At 76.4% G+C, this 17,952-nt stretch carries 14 protein-coding genes and 1 pseudogene; 11 read left to right on the forward strand and 4 right to left on the reverse strand.

The window, feature by feature from the left end; translation table 11 throughout:
- Positions 1 to 33 precede the first annotated feature (33 nt).
- From BS72_RS34770 to BS72_RS26675, 3 genes and pseudogenes are all read right to left on the reverse strand, one after another.
- A pseudogene (locus tag BS72_RS34770) lies at positions 34 to 1,175 on the reverse strand (M16 family metallopeptidase); the annotation flags it as partial.
- A complete protein-coding gene (locus BS72_RS26670; RefSeq protein ID WP_037914254.1) occupies positions 1,136 to 1,894 on the reverse strand; it encodes an ABC transporter permease in 759 nt (252 codons plus the stop codon). The pseudogene BS72_RS34770 and the gene BS72_RS26670, both read right to left, overlap by 40 nt.
- A complete protein-coding gene (locus BS72_RS26675) occupies positions 1,891 to 2,859 on the reverse strand; it encodes an ATP-binding cassette domain-containing protein (RefSeq protein ID WP_037917809.1) in 969 nt (322 codons plus the stop codon). Before BS72_RS26675 ends, BS72_RS26670 begins: the two co-directional genes overlap by 4 nt.
- 366 nt (positions 2,860 to 3,225) lie before the next feature.
- On the opposite strand from BS72_RS26675, the gene BS72_RS26680 reads away from it, so the two are divergent.
- The 11 genes from BS72_RS26680 (at position 3,226) to BS72_RS26730 (ending at position 16,070) form a co-directional block, all read left to right on the forward strand.
- The gene (locus BS72_RS26680; protein WP_037914258.1) at positions 3,226 to 3,411 is read left to right on the forward strand and encodes a hypothetical protein; all 186 of its coding nucleotides are present in this window, start codon (positions 3,226 to 3,228) and stop codon (positions 3,409 to 3,411) included.
- Positions 3,412 to 3,565: 154 nt separating this feature from the next.
- A complete protein-coding gene (locus BS72_RS26685) occupies positions 3,566 to 4,621 on the forward strand; it encodes a hypothetical protein (RefSeq protein ID WP_037914261.1) in 1,056 nt (351 codons plus the stop codon).
- A gap of 184 nt (positions 4,622 to 4,805) precedes the next feature.
- Positions 4,806 to 7,382, forward strand: coding sequence for a hypothetical protein (locus BS72_RS26690; protein ID WP_037914262.1), 2,577 nt, complete (start codon positions 4,806 to 4,808; stop codon positions 7,380 to 7,382).
- Positions 7,379 to 9,025 carry a hypothetical protein gene (locus tag BS72_RS36815; protein ID WP_037914263.1) on the forward strand — a complete coding sequence of 549 codons (1,647 nt, stop codon included), beginning with the start codon at positions 7,379 to 7,381 and terminating at the stop codon, positions 9,023 to 9,025. Before BS72_RS26690 ends, BS72_RS36815 begins: the two co-directional genes overlap by 4 nt.
- Positions 9,026 to 9,260: 235 nt before the next feature.
- A complete protein-coding gene (locus BS72_RS26700) occupies positions 9,261 to 10,967 on the forward strand; it encodes a YcaO-like family protein (protein ID WP_051951743.1) in 1,707 nt (568 codons plus the stop codon).
- Positions 10,964 to 11,833 carry a hypothetical protein gene (locus tag BS72_RS26705; protein ID WP_037914264.1) on the forward strand — a complete coding sequence of 290 codons (870 nt, stop codon included), beginning with the start codon at positions 10,964 to 10,966 and terminating at the stop codon, positions 11,831 to 11,833. Before BS72_RS26700 ends, BS72_RS26705 begins: the two co-directional genes overlap by 4 nt.
- Positions 11,834 to 11,880: 47 nt before the next feature.
- The gene (locus BS72_RS26710) at positions 11,881 to 12,477 is read left to right on the forward strand and encodes a nitroreductase family protein (RefSeq protein ID WP_037914266.1); all 597 of its coding nucleotides are present in this window, start codon (positions 11,881 to 11,883) and stop codon (positions 12,475 to 12,477) included.
- Positions 12,474 to 13,520: a thiopeptide-type bacteriocin biosynthesis protein gene (locus BS72_RS32820; protein WP_051951744.1), complete on the forward strand. Its 1,047-nt coding sequence runs from the start codon at positions 12,474 to 12,476 to the stop codon at positions 13,518 to 13,520. The genes BS72_RS26710 and BS72_RS32820 overlap by 4 nt, the downstream gene beginning before the upstream one ends.
- A 37-nt stretch (positions 13,521 to 13,557) precedes the next feature.
- On the forward strand, positions 13,558 to 14,292 hold the full coding sequence (locus BS72_RS32825; protein WP_051951745.1) for a helix-turn-helix transcriptional regulator: 735 nt from the start codon (positions 13,558 to 13,560) through the stop codon (positions 14,290 to 14,292).
- Positions 14,289 to 15,305, forward strand: coding sequence for an ABC transporter ATP-binding protein (locus BS72_RS26725; protein WP_232792543.1), 1,017 nt, complete (start codon positions 14,289 to 14,291; stop codon positions 15,303 to 15,305). Before BS72_RS32825 ends, BS72_RS26725 begins: the two co-directional genes overlap by 4 nt.
- Before the next feature lie 9 nt (positions 15,306 to 15,314).
- Positions 15,315 to 16,070, forward strand: a complete 756-nt coding sequence (locus BS72_RS26730) for an ABC transporter permease (RefSeq protein WP_051951746.1) — start codon at positions 15,315 to 15,317, stop codon at positions 16,068 to 16,070.
- A gap of 51 nt (positions 16,071 to 16,121) precedes the next feature.
- Here the strand turns inward: BS72_RS26730 and BS72_RS26735 are convergent, their stop codons facing one another.
- Complete coding sequence (locus BS72_RS26735; RefSeq protein WP_037914271.1) at positions 16,122 to 16,652, reverse strand: hypothetical protein; 531 nt, start codon at positions 16,650 to 16,652, stop codon at positions 16,122 to 16,124.
- Positions 16,653 to 17,952: the final 1,300 nt, after the last annotated feature.

The following is a 17,952-nucleotide window of genomic DNA, read 5'->3' on the forward strand; positions in this document are numbered from 1 at the left end:
GGCCTCGTCGAAGCCGTCCGGCTCGGCGAGCAGAGCGAGCTGGCGCCGGATCAGCCCGGCGAGCTCGCCGGTGGTGCGGCCGGGTGCGCAGACCGCGGTGGCGACCAGCGCCTCGGGGGCGCGGGCGTCGAAGGCCTGGCCGGTGAGCGAGGGCAGGACCGCGGCCTGGGTGGCCTGCCCGTCGCGGACCAGGGTGCGGCGCAGCCGGCCGTGCTGCGGGTCGCCGAGCAGCGCCGCGACCAGCAGGTCGGCCAGGTGCTCGGGGCTGCCGGGCGGGGAGCAGCGCCAGCCGACCGCGACCGCGGCGGCGGGGCCAGCCGGTCGGTGAGGGTGTGGGCGCGCTCCTGGTCCGGCGGTGGTTCGGCGTGGTCGCGGCGCGGCGGGCCGGGGCGGGCCGGCAGCGCGCCGAAGTACGTGTGCGCCAGGTCGAGGGCGTGCCGCGGGTCGAAGGCGCCGCTGATCGCCAGGACGGCGCCGCCCGGGCCGTAGTGGTCGGCGAAGAACCGCTCGCACTCCTCGGGGCTGACCCCGCTCAGCGAGCGGGTGTCGCCGTAGCCGTTGTGGCTGTTGGCCTCGTCGCGGAACAGCACCGGCGGCAGGGCGAAGGCCGGGAAGCCGCCGTAGGGGCGGCCGAGGAAGTTCTGGTTGATCTCCTCGGTGACCACCGCGACCTGGTTGGCGATGGTCTCCGGGGTGATCCGGGGGCCGCGCATCCGGTCGGCCTCAAGGAACAGCACCAGCTCCAGCGCCTGCGCCGGCACCACCTGGTAGTAGCAGGTGTGGTCGCGCTGGGTCACGGCGTTGAAGGCGCCGCCCGCGGCCTGGACCCGCTCGGCGTGGGCGAGCTTCGGCAGCGAGGAGCTGCCCTGGAACATCAGGTGCTCGAAGAGGTGGGCGAAGCCGGGGCGGGCCTCGCTGCGGTAGCCGACGTCGTAGCCGACCGCGACCGCGACCGCCGGGACCTCGGGGTCGGGCAGCAGGACGACGGTGAGCCCGTTGCCGAGCCGGTGGCGCGTCAGCTGTCCGGGGGCGGGTGGCGCGGTGGTGCCGAGGGGCACGGGGGTTCCCTTCTGCGGGGTGGCCGGCCGGCGGGTGCGGGTCGCTGTCGGCGGGGGTCGGCGGGGTCGGCGACGGGTCAGCGGTCGGCGGCGCGGACCGAGCGCAGCCCGAACCACACGGTCAGGACGGCCAGGCCGAGGGTGACCGCCGCGCCGGTCAGGGCGTCGGTGGAGGCGAGCCGGCCGGCGAACAGCTCCCGCACCCCGGTCACCACGTGGGTCAGCGGGTTGACCCGGGACAGGCCGGACAGCCAGCCGGGGGCGAGCGTCATCGGCAGCAGCACGCCGGACAGCAGCAGCGTCGGCAGGGTCAGCGAGTTGATCAGCTGCCCGAAGACGTCCTCGGCGGGGATGCGCAGCGCCATCCCGTAGGAGAGCGCCGACATCGCCAGGCCGAGCACGCACAGCACCACGAAGGACAGCAGCACCCCGGGGAGCGAGGCGCGCAGCCCCAGCCCCACCGCGCCGAGCACCAGCAGGCCGCCCTGGACGGCGTACACCACCGCGTCGCGCAGCACCCGGCCGAGCAGCAGGCCCAGCTCACCGGCGGCGGTCACCCGCATCCGGTCCAGCACGCCGGAGCGGATCTCGGCGATCACGCCGAAGCCGACGAAGGCGGAGGCGAACACGCTCTGCTGGACCAGCAGGCCGGGGACGAACACCCGCCAGGGGTTGTCGCCGAACCCCGGTACCGCGGCCAGCTTGGACAGCAGCGGGCCGAACAGCACGAGGTAGAGCAGCGGCTGGACCAGGCTCATGACCACCCAGGCGGGGTTGCGCAGGGTGTACCGCAGCGAGCGGCGGAAGATGACCAGACTGGTGCGGAAGGTGCTCACCGGGCCACCGCCGAACCCGCGGTGGGGCGGTCCTCGCGCAGCGAGCGGCCGGTGAGCCGCAGGAAGGCGTCCTCCAGGCTGGGCCGCTTCACCTCCACGGAGGCGAGCACGACCCCGGCCGCGTCCAGTGCCCTGAGCAGCTCCGGCAGCCTGCGCTGCGCGTCGGCGCAGTGCAGGTGGACCCGCTCGGCGGTGACGTCCGGCCGGCAGTCGGGCAGCACCCGGGCCGCGGCGGCGGCGCAGTCGCCGATCTGCTCGGTCTCCAGGATGATCACGTCACCGCCGATCTGGTCCTTCAGCGCCTTGGCGGTGTCGGCGGCGACTATCCTCCCGCCGTCGATGACCAGGATCCGGTCGCAGAGCCCGTCCGCCTCCTCCAGGTAGTGCGTGGTGAGGAAGACGGTGAGGTTCTGCTCGGCGCGCAGCGCCCGCAGGTGCTCCCACAGGTTGGCCCGGGACTGCGGGTCGAGCCCGGCGGTCGGCTCGTCCAGGAACAGCACCCGGGGCCGGTGCACCAGGCCGAGGGCCAGGTCGAGACGGCGGCGCTGCCCGCCCGAGAGCCGCCCGCACGGGCGGTCCAGCAGCTCGGTCAGCTCGAAGCGTTCGGCGCTCTCGGCGGCCCGCTCGGCGGCCCGCGCCGCCGTCATCCCCTGCAACTGTGCCTGGGTGCGCAGTTCGTCGCCCGCGCGGTGGTCGCCGCCGGAGCCGCTCTGTCCGACGTAGCCGATCTGCCGGCGGACCTCGGCCCGCTGCCCCACCACGTCCAGTCCGGCGATGGTGGCGGTGCCCGAGGTGGGCCGCAGCAGGGTGCACAACATCCGCACGGTGGTGGTCTTCCCGGCCCCGTTGGGGCCGAGGAAGCCCACGGCCTCGCCCTCGGCGACCGACAGGTCGACGCCGGCGACGGCCTCCACGGGGCCCGAGCGGGTGCGGAAGCTTCGGGTCAGTCCCTGGGCTTGGATCACGATGGCTCCGATTCTGAAGCTGGGTGCCCGGCCGGATCGGCGGCAGGAGGGCAGCGGGAGCGGGTGCGGCGCCAGGCCGATCACCGACTCTGCGAGGTCGGCCCCGACGGCGTCCAGAGCCGACGGGGCACCGGAGCGCTCGTTGGCAGCAAACTGCAAGGGGGAGATGACCGGTTTGCTGCGTTCCGATGCCCGGCAAGGGCGCCGCGGGCCGTCGGCTGCTGCTCCGTGCCGCGTCAAAACCTGCCGCCGGACGGCAAGTTGATGTCGCGTCAGTCGCTTGCCGAGTGGATCTCCCGACCCGGAAGCTGATTGCCGTCGCGAGGACGGCCAGCGTCCTCGCCACGAACCGAGAGGAGAGTCCGCATGAGCATCGACTTCGGCGCCTTCGACGTCACCGAGCTGGAGGTCCTGGAGGCCGGCGACGGTGTCGCGCTGCCCGACATGGGCGCGTCCATCGTCGTCATCGTGGCCGCGACCCCGGACGGCGAGGAGATCCTCGGCGAGGCCGACCTGGGCGTCTCCGGCTCGCTGTCCACCTCCTGCTGCTGATCGGACGCGGCAACTGAGGCGCTGACCTCCCGCCGGCCGGCCGGAGTGCCGGACTGAACCGGGACAGCGCCACGGACCCCCCAATCGGCCACCTGCGAACGCCCGTGCGGCCTCAGCCGCACCGGTCGCCTCGCGTACCTCCGGGAGACACGCCATGGAAACCATCGGCCCGGGCACGGCCGTACGCATCACCGACCACTCGGCGCAGCCGCGGGACCTGCTGCGCGCCCTGGACACACCGCTCCGGCGGCTCAGGGACGCGCAGCAGCTCCCGGTGGTGCACCTGCGCCGCGGCTGGCTGCACGGATCGCACCTGCGGGTGCTGGTCCGCTCCTACCCGCACCGGCCGCCGGCGCTGGCCGAGTTCACCGAACAGGCCCGCCTGGCCGTCGCGGCCCTCACCGCGCGACCGCCGGCCGAGGCCGACTACCTGCGCCGCGCCGAGCAGCTCGGCCGCTGGGAGAACCGCCGCGAGGACCCGCTGCCGCTGCACCCGCACGGCCTCGTCGAGTCCGGCCCCGACGAGAACGCGGACCGTTTCCCCACCGCGCTGCTCCTCACCCGCGACCTGATGGCCGACGCCTACCTGGACTCCGTCCTGGACACCGCCGCGCTGCCCGACGAGGAGCTGCTGCCGCAGCTCGTCCGGGTGCTCGCCCTGGTCGCCCGCTCCCACCCGCTGGGCTTCGCCGTCGGCACCCTGGCGCTGCGCTCCCACGTCGAGGGTGTCTGCTCCGCCACCGGCAACCACACCGACCTGCGCGCGATCTACGCGCGCAGGTACCTGCAGGACGCGGACCGCTTCACCGCCGCGCTCACCGAGCCCGTCGACACCCCGCTGCTGGCCGGGTGGGAGAGGGCGCTGGCCCGGATCTGGGGCACCGCCGAGGCGGCGTGCGCGCACGGCGCCCTGGACGAGGACTCCATCCACGAGGCCGTCGGCCCGATGGAGTACCCGCTCGGCACGCCGGTGCGCAGCGAGTTCATCGCCGCCTACCTGGAGAACCGGCAGGCCGCCGAGCAGAACTACCGGCAGAACGCGTACCGGCTGCTGCTCAACTCCCTCTATCCGACGCTGACCTGCTTCGGCATCACCCCCATGCAGCGCTACTACCTCTGCTTCGGCCTCGCCGAGGCCGCGGACGCGCTCACCGGGGCCACGTCGGTGGAACGGATGCGGGCCCGGCGCCACCAGCTCGCCGCGTCCTGACCGGCGCCATCCCCTCCCGGCGGCCGCCAGCCCCCTGTGTCGTGCCCGAGCCCCCGTCGCCGGCCCGAGCCCCCTTCGCCGTGCCCGCCCGCGGTCCGGCGCGGCCCTGCCGGGCGCCGGCCGCGCGGCCGGCACCGCGCGCCCGCGCGCAGCCGCGTTCCGCTCCCAGAGAGGTCGCCTTCCGGTGCCCACCTTCGCCGTTTCCGCCCCCGCCGCCCCGCCGCGCTCCTGTCCGGGCGCCGGCGGCTGGGTCGTGGCCGACAGCGTGATGCTGCGGATCAACCCCACTCCCGCCCGACGGCTCGCCTCCCCCGAACTGCGCACCGCGCTGGCCGCCCTGGCCGAGTCCGAGCAGCGCTGCGCCCGGCTCGCCGACGCCGCCTGCGACAGCCTGTACACGACGATCGCGCACGCCGAAGGTGCCGACCGGCACCGGCTGCTGCACCTGCGCCGCGCCATCCACAACGACCGCGACCCCGGCGCCGGGCCGTGGCCCGAGCCGCTGCCCGAGCCGGTCACCGGATGGCTGGACGCCGACGGCCGCCGCCGGCTCGCCCGCACCGCCGTACGCGCCGGACACGCCGCGTTCCTCTCCCACGAGCGCGCCGCCTTCGCCGAGGCCCTCGGCAGCGAACCGCTGCTGCTCTCCCTGGCGCTGAACTCCCCGCAGGTCCTGGACGCGGTGCAGCGCTACCGCAAGGCCGCCGGCCGCACCTCCGCCCGCGACCGCAAGTCCGAACGCGGACTGGTCCAGCACTACGCCCGCGCCGTGGTCCGGGTCAGCCCGCTGGCCCGCCTCACCGCCGTCGGCTTCGCCGCATGGGCTGACGACGGCACCCCGCTCGACCAGGCCCGCTTCCCCCGCCGGGACGCCCGCAGCCTGCTCCGGCTCGACCAACCGCAGCTGTCCTGCCTGGTCAACGGCGTGCTCCAGCCTCCCGAGCGGACCACCGTGACGATGCTCGTCCGCAACCCGATGCTGCGCGTCGAGGGCGACCGCATCCACTTCCACCACCACAGCGACGGCCAGGGCCGGATGCTGGCCGCCGAACTCAACCCGGACCTCACGGCGCTGCTCCGGCTCATCGAGATGGGCCCGCTCTCACCGCGCGAGCTGGCCGAGGCCACCGCCGGACGGCTCGGCGTCCCCGCCAGGGCCGCCGCCTCGCTGGTCACCGCCGCCGTCCAGGCGCAGATCCTGGTGCCCGCACCGGTTCTGGACGAGCAGAGCCGCGCCCTGCTCACCGACGCGGTCAGCGCCCTCGCCCCCGGGCACGGCCGGGCCGCGGAACTCCTCGACGGCATCGGCGCCGAACTCGCCCGCGCGGCCGGCAGCGCGGTGCCCGAACGGGTCGCCGCGCTCAGCCGGGTCGACCGCGCGGCCCGCGAACTCAACACCCTCAGCGCCGTCCCGGTCCGGCTGCGGGTCAACGAGGACTACCTGCTGCCGCCGACCAGGGCCGCCGCCGCCGGACACGAGCGGGCGCTCGGTGAACTGCCCGCCGTCGGCCGCTTCCTGCACCTCTTCGACCGCCACCACGACGTGCGCGCCCTGCTGGTACGGGTCTTCACCGAGCGCTTCGGCGCCGGCGGCCAGGCCCCACTGGTCGACCACGCCCCCGACCTGGTCGCCGAGGTCCGGGCCCGCCAGCGGCAGGTGGAGAGCGACCCGGCCGCCGCCGACGGCGTACTGGCGCAGCTCCAGCGGGCCCGCGCGCACGCCGAACGGGCCCTCACCGGCGTGCTGGAACGCGCTCGGGCCGACGGCCTGCCCGAGGCCAGCCTCACCGCGCGGGAACTGGCCGCCCTCGCCGACGGCCTGCCCGAGCAGTGCTCCGACGACAGCGCCTCCTACGGCCTGCTGGTCCAACCCGCCGGCCCCGGCCGGCTGGTGGTCAACGCCTGCTACCCCGGATACGGCCAGCTCACCACCCGCTTCCTGGAGAGCGCCGACCCCGACGGGGTCTTCCGCGACCGGCTGCGCGAGCGGCTCACCCGGCTGCACTCCGGGCGCGGCGAGCAGCCCGTCGAGGACCACGGCCTGCACGGCAGCAACCTCAACCACCGGCTGCCGCTGCTGGAGCGCCGGCTCACCCCGCAGGACTGGCTGCGGGCACGGCTCGCCCACGACCCCGCGGCCGACCGGCTCACCCTGCTCGACGCCGACGGCCGACCGATCCGGGTGCTCTCCCTCGGCATGAAGTGGATCGACGCCCAGCCCGCTCCGCTGCTCCTCGCCGCCTGGCTGCACGGTCCCAGCCTGGTCGCCTTCGACCCGGTGGAGCGCGCCCACCGCGCCGCCGGCGCGCCCGGCGACAGCGCCCCGACCGCGCACTACCCCCGGCTGCTGGCCGGGGACTGCGTCCTGCAGCGCCGCCGCTGGTACCCCGGCGCGGACCTGCCCGCGCCGTCCGCGCCGATCGACGAGACCGCCGACCTGCTCGCCCTCACCGCCTGGCGGGCCCGGCACGACGTGCCCGAGCAGATCGTCGTCAAGACGCCGCTGTGGCGGCTGCCCGGACTGGCCCGCGGCGGCCAGGAGGACTCCGCCGCGCCGCGGATCGAGCAGATCGTCGCCGCCCGCCGCCGCGAGAAGCCCCAGTACCTCGACCTGGCCAGCGCCCTGATGGTCCGGGTGCTGCCCCGGCTGATGGAACGCCGCCACCGCGGCTACTTCGAGGAGGCGCTGCCCGCCGTCCGCAACGGCGCGCACGCCTTCGAGTGGGCGGTCGAGGTCGACCGGGAGGTGGCGCGCGGATGAGAGTCAGACTCCGCCCCGACACCCACTACGCACCCGTCCCGCAGGGCCTGTACGTCGCCCAGGGCGGCCGCGACTTCGTCCTCGCCGGGCCCCCGGCCCTGCACGAGCTCGTCGACGGCCTGCTCGGTCCGCTCACCGCCGGCGCCGACCTCGACGAACTGACCGCCGCGACCGGGGACCCGGCCGCCCGGCCGGTCCTCGCCCACGTGCTGGGGCAACTGCTCCAGCAGGGCGCCCTGCTCGACCTGGACGCCCTCACCGTGCCCGCCCCCGACCCGCGGACCGCCGCCGAGTACGCCGACGTGCTCGCCCACCTGGAGAGCCGCAGCGCCGACCCCTACCGGGACTTCGCCGCCCTGCGCGCCGCCACCGTCACCGTCCTCGGGGCCGGCACCGACCCCGCCACCCGCACCGCCGTGCGCACCCTGCGCGGCGCGGGCGTCGACGACCTGCCGGGCGGCGAGGCCGAACGGACCGCGCTCACCCTGCGCTCCGCCGGCTGGACGGTCACCGTCCACACCGACGACCGCTACGCCCTGATCGGCGACGGCACCGAACCCGCCGCCCTGACCGGCCGGATCGCCGCCTGGCTCGACGCCCGGCCGCACGAGGCCGCCCCCACTCCGCTCAGCGCCACCCTCGCCGGGTCGCTCGCCGCCCACACCGCCCTGGACCGGCTGCTCGGCGGCCCGGGCCGCCCCGGTCCGCTGCTCATCCACGGACAACAGTTGACGACCCGTCAACTGCCGGCCCTGCCGGCGCGGACCGCACCCGAGTGGAGCGCCCTGGCCGGGCTGCCCGGGGCCGACGGCGCCCCGGCCGCCGACGCGGCCTCCAGCCCCCTGGGCGCGGCCGCCGACGCGGGTGCCGTCCCCCCGGACGCGGCCGCCGTCCTCGGCACCCTCACCCCGCTCACCGCGCCCTGGACCGGACTGGTCGTACCCGGCGACGACGGCCCGCTCCCGCAGCTGCCCGTCTCGCTCGCCACCGTCCGCCCGATCGGCGGCGACCTGCTCGCCGGTTGGGGGCGCACCAGGGCCGCCGCCGTCCTGGACGCCGTCCTCCAGGCGCTGCGCGTCCTGGCCGGCCGGGACCGCCCGTCCGGCCCGTGCCCCGCCGGCGCGGTGCCCGCGGCGGGCAGCACCCCGACCCGCTTCCTGCTGGACGGCGCGCTGCGGCTGCCGCAGGCCGCCCTCACCGCGCCGAGCCCGGTCGCGTGGGAGGACCTGGACAGCGCCCGGCAGCGGTCGATGTGGAGCGTCCTGGACGAGTGGTTCCACCGCGACACCACCCTGACCGTCCGCCGGCTCGACGGCACCGGCTGGTGCCTGGCGGAGGTCGCCGACACCACCGGGGAACTGCGCGCCGCCGCCTGGGGAGCGGACCGGTCCGCCGCCCTGGAGGCCGCCCTCACCGCGGCCGCCGCCCAGGCCCAGGCCGACCCCGGCATCCGCGCCCGGCTCGCCGCCGCCGGGCCGGCCACCTCCGTCGAACACCTCACGGGGGACCAGGCCGGCGCCGCGCTCACCAGCCTCGCCCGGCACCTCGCCGACCGCGGCGGCACGCTGCGCGCCGTGGTCCGCACCCACGACCCCGTCCTCGGCCCGCTGCCCGCCACGGCCGGACGGGTGTGGTGCGCATGACCTCCGCCGTCGACCCGGGCCGGCTTCTCGGCCCCGGCCCGCTGCTCGGCCCCGGCCTGCCCGCCTCCTGGCCCTGGCAGCACTGGGCCGACGCCCTCGGCCCCCGCCTCCGGCTCGCCGCCCGGTCCGGGTACGACGCCGACTGGGAGCGCGCCGCCCTCGACCTGGCCCGCGGCCAGGGCCAGGCACTGCTCTCCGTCCGGCTCACCGCCCGGGAGGCCCTGATCGGCCCGCTGTGGGCCCCCGCCGGCGACCGCGGCTGCGCCGGCTGCGCCGAGCGCGCCGACCGGGCCCGCCGACTGGAACCCGAACAGCGCTTCGTCCGGCAGCGCGCCGAACGCGAGGCACCCGCGCCCCGCCCCGCCGCCCCCGCGCGGCCGGCGCCCCGCCGCCCTGGCTGGCCGGAACCGTCGACGCGCTGCTGCTCGACCTGGCCGCCCGCGAACCCGTTCCCGGCGAGGCCACCGCCGTCACCGCCGACGGCCGGATCAGCCGCCACCGGGTCGCCCGCGACCACGGCTGCACCGTGTGCGGCGACCCGGCACCGCCCCTGCTCGCCGATACCGCCCCGCCACCCGCCCGGTCCACCGGGCCCCGGCCGACCCCCGCCGCGGTGCCGCTGCGCGGCCCGGACGCCCCGTTCGGCCTCGACCCGGCCCGGATGCGCGCCGCGCTCGCCGACCCGCGCTTCGGCCCCATCACCCGCACCACCCGGCACGCCGCCGGCGCCTTCCCGATCACCGAGACCGAACTGCTGGCCGGCACCCCCGCCGGAATGGGCCGTGCCGGCTCCTTCCGGGAAGCCGAGGCGATCTCCGTCCTGGAGGCGTACGAGCGCACCGCCGGGTACCCGCACCACGCGCCGCTGCTCCCCGGCCTCAGCCACCGCGAACTCGGCGACCTGGCCCTCGACCCGACGGCCCTCGGCCACCACACCGACACCCAGCTCGCCTCCCCGCACAGCCGGCTGCGCCGCTGGACCCCGGACACCCGGCTGGACTGGGTCTGGTCCCACCCGCTGACCGGCGGCCCGCCCCGGCTGGTCCCCGCCGAGATCGGCTTCTTCCGGTACCGCTACGACCTGCGCCCCTACGGCGAGGGCCCGGAGGCCGGGCGGAACTGCTTCCTGGAGTCCTCCAGCGGCAGCGCCCTCGGCTCCGGCTACGAGGAGGCGGCCCTGCACGCCCTGCTCGAACTCGCCGAACGCGACGCCTTCCTGCTGGCCTGGCACCGCGCCCGGCCGCTGCCCCGGCTCGACCCGGGCTCGATCCGGGACCCGGCCGCCCGGATGATGCTCCGGCTGGCCGACGAGCACGGCTACGACGTGCACCTGCTGGTGATCACCGACCAGCTCGAACTGCCCGCCGTCTGGGCGCTGGCCGTCAACCGCCGCCGGGCTCTGCCCGCCAGCTTCAGCACCGCCGGCTGCCACCCGGACCCGGAGCAGGCCGTCCGCGCCGCGCTGTGGGAGCTCACCCAGATGGTCAGCGGCGGCCTGGCCTGGGACCCGGCCGAGTACGAGCACACCGTCGACGACCCCTGGTCGATCCAGACCATCGCCGAGCACTGGCGGCGCTACACCTTCCCGGAGCTGCTGCCCCGGGTGGAGCGCGTCCTCGGCGGACCCGCCACCACCGCGGCGGAGGCGTTCCCCAACTGGCCGCACACCCTGGTCCGGGCCGCCCGCGGTGACGTGCGCGGCGCCCTGGACCACGTCGCCGGGCTCTACGACGCGGCCGGGCTGCGGCAGATCCTGGTCGTCGACCAGTCCACCCCCGAGCACACCGCGCACGGCATGACCGCGGTCAAGGCCGTGGTGCCGGGAATCGTCCCGATGTGCTTCGGCCACGCCCAGCAGCGGCTGGCCGGACTGCCCAGGCTCCTCGGCACCCTGGACGCCGACGAACGGGACCTGCCCTTCGACCCCCACCCGTTCCCGTGACCGCCCGCCCGGCGGTCAGCCCCGCCCAGGCGCTCGCCTTCAGCTACCGGCAGGGCCCCGGCAAGCGCCTGCTCGGCGAGCAGCGCGCCATCGACGACGCCGCGCCGACCACCGCCCACCTGCCGCCGCCGGAGGCCACAGGCAGCACCGGCACGCCACTCCCCGGCGACCTGTACGACCTGCTGGCCGGCACCGCCTTCCCCGCCCCCCTGCGGCACCCCGCCGACCCGCTCGGCGCGGCCCTGGCCACCGCCTTCGGGCTCCAGCGCCGCGAGCCCGACCACCAGTTCCCCGACCACCGGGGCACCGCCTCCGGCCGGGCCCGCCACCCCGTGCACGCCCTGCTCGGCGGCCCAGGCATCCGCCGCTACCTCGACCCGTACCGGCAGGCACTGGTCGACCTCGCCGCCGCGCCGGGCGACGGGCCGGGCGCCCGGCCCGGCGACCCCTCGGCCGGACCGGCGGCGGACGCGGCGGCCGACGACCGCACCCGGCTGGTGCTCGCCGCCCGGTACTCCGACCTGCCCGCCGCCTACGGCAGCCTGCGCTTCGCGGTCTGCGAGGCCGAACTCGGCGTCAACCTGCGGGCCTGGGCCGTCGCCGGACAGGCCTTCGGCGTCCCCGGCCGCCTTGAAGCGGACACCGCGCCCGCCGAGCGCCTGCTCGCCGCCGCCGGAGCCGGCCGCTGGAGCGCCCCGCTGAGCGTCGCCCTGACCGCCCACCGGCCCGCGCCCGGCCGCCCGCTGCCCGGTCCGCCGCGCGCCCCCGCCCCGCCGACGGCGCCCGGTTCACCGCCGCCGACCCCGGTGCCGAGGACTGCCGGGCACTCAGCCGCTGCCGCGCCAGCGTCCCGGCCGGACCCCTGATCGGCCTCCCCACGGCCGCCGCCGAACCCGGCCCCAGCTGGGCCGAGGTGCTGTGGCGGCGCTCCGCGGGCCGGGTCCCCGGCCGCCGCTACGGCTTCGCGCTGCGTCCCGCCCCGGTCGCCGAACCCGCGCTGCGCGCCCTGCTGGCCTGGGCCGCCGTCCCGCCGCCCGATGCCCAACTGGCGCGCGTCGCCGAACGGATCAGCCGCACCGTGGTCCTCCAGGGCGTCGCCGGACTCCGCGACGGCGCCTACCGCCTGAGCGACGGCCGCCTCACCGCGCACCGGCTCGGCCCCGGCCTGCCCGCCCGGCTGGAACCCGGCTTCGGCCGGCCCAACGGCCCGGACACCGGCATAGCCCTGCGGCACGCCTCGGTGCTGTACGTCCACAGCGCCGACCCCGGCGCGCTGGTCGAGGAGTTCGGCCCCGCCGCGCCCGCCCTGGCCGCCCAGTGGTGCGGCTGGGCCGCCCACGGCCTGTGCCTGGCCGCGGCCGCCCACGGCCTGACCGCCCGGCCGGCCCGCTCCTACGACGAACACCACCTGCAGCCCCTGCTGGGGCTCGACCGCAAGGAGGTCCCGGTCTTCATGACTGTCTGCGGCACCCCCCGGTACACCGGGCCGCTCTGGGACCTGCGCGGATGAACGCCGAACAGCGCTGGCACAGCTGGCACCTGCACGTCCCCTCCAGCGACCCGGCGGTGATCGACACCGTCCTGCTGGAGTGCGTCCCCGCGGCCCTGCGGCTGGCCGGACCGTCCGCCGACGGCACCCCGCGCCCCTGGTTCTACCTCCGCTACTGGCAGTACGGCCCGCACCTGCGGCTGCGCGTCGCCGACCTGCCGGACGGCAGGGCCGCCGAGGTGGCGGCCTCGCTGGCGGAGAGCCTGGCCCGGGTCGAGGCGGCGCTGCCCGCCGAAGGCCGCCTCACCGCCGCCGGGTACGCCCGGCTCGCCGCCCCGCTGGCCGCCCTGGGCGAGTACGGCACCAGCCTCCCGGCCGGCGAACTGCTCGCCCCCGGGGTCCACCGGGCCGAGTACCTGCCGGAGGTGGAGCGGTACGGCGGCCCGGACGCGATGGCCGCCGCCGAGGGGCTGTTCCACGTCTCCAGCGCGGTCTGCCTGCGCGCCTGCGCCGCCCGGGCCGACCACTCCGCCCGGGCCGACCACTCCGCCCGTTCCGGCCGCGGCCGGACCCTGCTGGACGGGCTCGAACTGCTCGCCGCGGTCCTGCCCGCCTGGCCCGACCCGGAGGAGTTCCTGCGGTCCAACACGGCCGGTTGGCGCGTCCTGCTGGACGCCCCGCCACCCGATCCGGCCGTCCTCGACGCCAAGGCCGAGGTGCTGAGGCCGTGCGCCCCCGCCCTGCGGCGGCTCGCCGCAGGGGAACCCGGCCGCTGGTCGCCGCTGACCCGGCGGCTCACCACCGCCACCGCCGCCCTGACCGCCGGACTCGGCCCCGGCCGGGCCCGCCAGATTCTCGGCTCCCACCTGCACATGGCCCACAACCGGCTCGGCCTCGGACTGGCCGCCGAGTCGCAGCTGGCCGGAATTCTCCTACGTCTGGGCATCGTTGATCACATCTCAGGCAATGCCGGGAGTGATTGCGCCTACACTGGCCCGCCGAGCCCGGAGCCGTCCGGGACCGGCCGCACCGCGGGGGCCGGCTTTCCGCCGGAGCAGCACTGAAGACTCAGAGATGCCCACACGACGGAGAGGGTGTCACATGACCCTGGATTCCAGCGGGATCGCGCAACCGGCACAGTTCCCCGCTGTCCGAGCCTCCATGATGGTCCGCGCGGCGGCGGACGGGCTCCCCCGGTACGAGAGCGCCACCGGAAGACGCGCGGTCGGCGCCACCCTGGCCGACCTGCTGCGGGGCGCCCGGAACGCGCTGATCTGGCAGCGCAGCCCCGGGGAGGCGGCCCTCGACCTGTGGGACTTCGCGCTCACCTGGCACGACCTCGACCGCCGTGCCCTGTTCGACCCGGAGGCCCTGTGCAGCTGCCGCGAGCAGCTGGCCGGACACCCGCTCGCGGAACACGTCCGGGTCGCCGAGAGCGGCGGCGAGCTCGAACGGCGGCTCGACGCCGTCCTGGTGGTGGACCGCCGGGTCGCCGCCCTGCTGCCCCGCACCCCCGAGAGCGAACCGCCCACCCTGGTGATCGGGGACGCCGCGGTCGCCGAGGCGGTCGCGGCCGCCTTCGACCTGGTCTGGCCGTCCGCCCGCTGCCTGCGTCCGGCCAACCCGATCGACGAGATGCTGGAGAGCAACCTGAAGCGCGAGATCATCCGCAGGCTGGTCGGAGGGGAGAAGGACGAGACCATCGCCCGCAGCCTCAACGTCTCGCTGCGCACCTGTCGCCGCCACATCGCCGACATCATGAGCGCCACGGACGCGGTCAGCCGCTTCCAGGCCGGCTTCCGGATCGGCCAGGACACCCGGGCGGTGGCATGGTGAGCGGTGCCCCCCGGCACGGCGCTCCTCACCACGACGCGTCCCCGCACGACGCGTCCCCGCACGACGCGTCCCCGCACGACGCGTCCCCGCACGACGCCTCGGCGGGCGGCGCCGCGGCGGGCGGTGTCCGGCTGGACGGGGTCGAGAAGGCGTTCGGCGACGTCCGCGCCGTGGACGGGATCAGCCTCGACCTGCGGCCGGGGCGGCTCACCGCCCTGCTCGGCCCCAACGGCGCGGGCAAGACCACCGTCATGGACCTGATCCTCGGCCTGCAGACCGCCGACCGCGGCGGGGTCACCGTCCTCGGCGGCACCCCGGCGGACGCCGCCGCCCGCGGCGAGGTCGGCGCGGTGCTCCAGGACGGCGGGCTGCTGCCCGACCTCACCGTCACCGAGACGCTGCGCTACGTCGCGTCGCTGCACCACGACCCGCTGCCGGTCCCCGAAGCCCTCGAACTGGCCGGCCTCCGGGCGGTCGCCCGCCGCCGGGTCGGCGCCTGCTCCGGCGGCGAACGGCGGCGGCTGCACTTCGCGCTGGCCCTGCTCGGCCGTCCCCGCCTGCTGGTCCTCGACGAGCCCACCGCCGGCCTGGACGTCACCGGCCGCCGCCAGTTCTGGGACGCCGTGGGCCGGCTCCCCGGCCGCCCCACCGTCCTGTTCGCCACCCACCACCTCGACGAGGCCGAGCGGTACGCGGAACAGGTGGTGGTGATCGCCGCCGGCCGGGTCGCCGCCGAGGGCACCCCCGCCGAGATCCGCGGCCACGCCGCCGGCCGGGTGGTGCGCGTGCACTGGCCGGACGCCGACCTGGCCGCGCTGCGCGCGCTGCCCGCCGTGGAGCGGGTCGACCAGCACGGCCCCACCGTCACCGTCCGCACCCGGGACTCCGACCTGGTGGTGCGCCACCTCGCCGGAACGGCCGCCCGCGAGATCGAGGTGGGCTCCGCCGGCCTGGAGGAGGCGTTCCTCGCCCTCGCCGCGGCCGTCCCCCCGCCCGCCCGCGCCCAGGACTGAGAGGCCCCGTTGTCCCTGCCGCTCTCCGCCGGCTCACCGCTGCGCGGCTGCAACCGGACCGTGCTCGCCCTGGAGATCCGCCGGGTGCTGCGCAACGTGCGCACCGTGGTGCTGGTGGTCGTGATGCCGACGTCCTTCTTCCTGCTCTACGGACTGCCCAGCCGGGCGTCCGGCGGGCGGCCGGCGGCCCAGACGATGGTCAGCATGGCCGCCTACGGCGCGATGGTGGGCGCGGCGGGCTGCGGCGCGGGCGTCGCCGTGGAACGGGCCCTCGGCTGGCAGCGCCAGCTGCGGCTCACGCCGATGCGCCCGCTCGCCCAGGTCGCCGTCAAGGCGGTCACCGCGATGGTGCTCGGACTGGTCTCGGTGGCGGCCGAGTTCGTCCTCGGCGCGGCCTTCGGCGTCCGGCTCGGCTGGGGCCGGTGGCTGCTCGCCGCCGCGGCGGCCTGGCTGCCCGCGCTGCTGTTCGCCGTCCTCGGCCTGCTCTGCGGGCTGCTGCTGCCCGCCGCGAACGTGATGCAGCTGGCCGGCCCCGGCCTCGCGCTGCTCGCCGTCTTCGGCGGCCTCTTCGTCCCGCTGGAGGTGCTGCCGCGCCGGCTCCGGGACATCGCGCCGTTCACCCCGGCGTACGGCCCGGGCGCGCTCGCCCGGGCCGCGGTGTCCGGCGGTGGCGTCCTGGTCCCGGTACTCGGCCAGGCCGCCTGGACGGTCCTGTTCGGAGCCCTGGCGGTCCGGCGGCTGCGCCGCGACATCCGCCGGACCTGACGGCGGGTCGACCGGCTGGTCCGGCGGCGGACCCGCTCCGCCGCCCGGCGTTCACAGCGGCTCGGCGGTCTCCCAGAGCATGTCGGCCAGATGGTGCGCGACCCGCGCGGCCGACCGCTCCGCCACCTGCAGCACCTCGGCCTGGCCGGCCGGCGTCTCCCGCGCCGATCCCAGCAGGACCACGGCGTCCGCCAGCAGCATCGGCTGCACCGGGCCCGGCACCGCCCGCAGGGACACCCCGGCCTCCTGCAGGCCGGCCAGCGCGGTCCACTCCGCCGACCTCTCGGCCCGCCACGGCCGTTTGCCGCCCAGCAGCAGCCGGACGTCCCTTCCCCCGCGGGCGCTGTCGGCGAGCACCCCGGTCAGCGGGCCCAGCCCGAAGCCCCGGTCGGCCGGGCCGTCCGCCGGCGATAACAGGACGATCCGCTGCCGGGCCCGCGCCACCGCCGCGGCCACTTGCCGGGCCACGCTCTCCCGGCCTCCGAGGCCGCGCGGCTCCGGCGCGCCGAAGGCGGTCTCCAAGGAGCGGGCCCAGCTGTAGGTGGCCTCGACGAGTTCTCCGGTCTGATCGGGTGAGATCAAGGAAACCCCCTCTGTCTTTTCGAGACCTTCACAAGGATTATGCAGAGTCGGGGCGGTCGGATGAGTGAATGTCGGGGATTCGCGCCTCGCCGGCCGGTGATTTGGTGACGCGTGCACATAAGTATGCCGCTCGGCGCTTCCGCCGTCTCGGAGATGAGGTCGGGACGTCGGCCGATTCGTCGCCGGGCGGGTGTCCGAGGCGAGTCGAAGGGTGCGGCGGGCTGGGTGCTCGACGGCTTTGACGAGGTCCGGAGCGTCCCGGCGCCCGGGGTGCGGGGGTCTGCCGCGGCGGAGGTCGGTCCGGGTCGGCGGGTGACGAGTTCGGCGGGTCGCAATTCCGCGGTGGGTTTGTTCCGCGAGATGACGTGGCGGCGGACCATGTCGCCCTGGTTCTTGTGGTGGGTGTGGCCGGTGCAGTCCAGGGTGAAGCAGCGCAGGGAGGTGAACCGGCTTTTGAAACGGTTGGGTCAGAAGGAGTTCATCGGTGCGGGCGATTTCCATGGTGTTTGCATCTGCCTGTGCCGCAACCGGCCGGACGTTTTTGTCCGGCCCGTGGCCGGCCGTCGCGAAGCCTGTGCCGCCGGCCGAGGCCGGCCTCGCGGCGCGGTCCGGTGCCACCGCGGGCGCCTGGCGCGGCTCCGCTCCGGCGGGACGGACGGCGGCTTCGGACTCCCGGGCCCGGACCGTGTCGGCGCGGACCGTGTCGGCGTGGACGGCATGGGCGCGGGGGAGAGGCACCGGAGTGGGGGCGGGGAGCGGGGAGGACGAGAGGAGGGGCCGCCCGGTGGTGGGGGCTCCCGGCTCTCTCCGGGGCGGGACTTTCGACGACGTCGATCAGAAACGTTCGCGGGTGATCGCGGCGGCGCGCGAACGTTTCGGACGATGTCGGCCTGTGGGCGGAAGTTGCACACGATAGAGGCGCGTGGCGGTGGTCGACGGCCACCTTTAGTCATATCGAGGCTGTCGCCCAGGTGCCCGGGGTGCACCCCGTCGAATCGCCGGATCTCCTTGTCAGGGAACTTTTCTGACGCTCCGTACGAGTCTGCGGGAGCTCTGAAGGATGTCTTGACTTTTGCTCACAGGAAGCTAAACAGTGTGTGAGCCAGTTTTCGTCAGTTCGGTGGGCCGCCGCGACGCGCGGTGCTTCGCGGGTGAAGGAGACAACGTTGTCAGCTCGACGTTCCAGCTGGCATGGCCTCAGCCGGGGTGCCGCCCCGGGCCCTGGCAGCCTCCGCCTCGCTCCCGGCTTCTCGAACCACCCGTGACCGTGTACTCCGCGCACGCCACCACCACCGGTGCC

It is taken from the genome of Actinacidiphila yeochonensis CN732 (assembly GCF_000745345.1).
Lineage (GTDB): Bacteria > Actinomycetota > Actinomycetes > Streptomycetales > Streptomycetaceae > Actinacidiphila > Actinacidiphila yeochonensis.

What these genes read in the sequence shown, in the direction of transcription:
- BS72_RS36815 (WP_037914263.1), top strand. Translation starts at nt 7,379, where the DNA reads ATGAGAGTCAGACTCCGCCCCGACACCCACTACGCACCCGTCCCGCAG.
- BS72_RS26685 (WP_037914261.1), top strand. Translation starts at nt 3,566, where the DNA reads ATGGAAACCATCGGCCCGGGCACGGCCGTACGCATCACCGACCACTCG.
- BS72_RS32820 (WP_051951744.1), top strand. Translation starts at nt 12,474, where the DNA reads ATGAACGCCGAACAGCGCTGGCACAGCTGGCACCTGCACGTCCCCTCC.
- BS72_RS32825 (WP_051951745.1), top strand. Translation starts at nt 13,558, where the DNA reads ATGACCCTGGATTCCAGCGGGATCGCGCAACCGGCACAGTTCCCCGCT.
- BS72_RS26680 (WP_037914258.1), top strand. Translation starts at nt 3,226, where the DNA reads ATGAGCATCGACTTCGGCGCCTTCGACGTCACCGAGCTGGAGGTCCTG.